We start from the raw sequence: 300 nt of genomic DNA, 5'->3' as shown, positions 1-300 counted from the left end.
GGCCATTTCTTCGTCGGTGATACCGGCGAGTTGTTCATCGGTTGCGATCTGATGTGCCGCCATTGCCTGGCGGGCCTTTTGAACTGTGGTATGCGAGCAACGCACAGTCGAGCAGATTTGACGGACGGACCAGCCTTGTAAGACAAGATCCATCACGGCCCGGTAATCAGTCACGATCGGACTCCTCTGATTATGCCGCGAGCCCTTTTGTCACGCGGTCAGAAGAATCTTCTCCCAAAGTGTTACTCGATACTCACCATCCCGTTACTGGATAGTCACCACGGTGTTACTAGATACCCC

Annotated in this window: 1 protein-coding gene; it reads right to left on the bottom strand. The window is 53.7% G+C overall.

Translation table 11 applies throughout. From position 1 onward, the window contains the following. Nucleotides 1-153: helix-turn-helix domain-containing protein (locus tag HMPREF2875_RS14160; RefSeq protein ID WP_371327564.1), on the bottom strand; the 153-nt coding region annotated here is incomplete at its 3' end. Between the last annotated feature and the right edge of the window lie 147 nt (nt 154-300).

Source organism: Corynebacterium sp. HMSC078H07, from assembly GCF_001812805.1.
Classification (GTDB): domain Bacteria; phylum Actinomycetota; class Actinomycetes; order Mycobacteriales; family Mycobacteriaceae; genus Corynebacterium.
The sequence above is the reverse complement of the archived record's forward strand: the minus strand, read 5'-3'. Positions and strand labels throughout refer to the sequence as shown.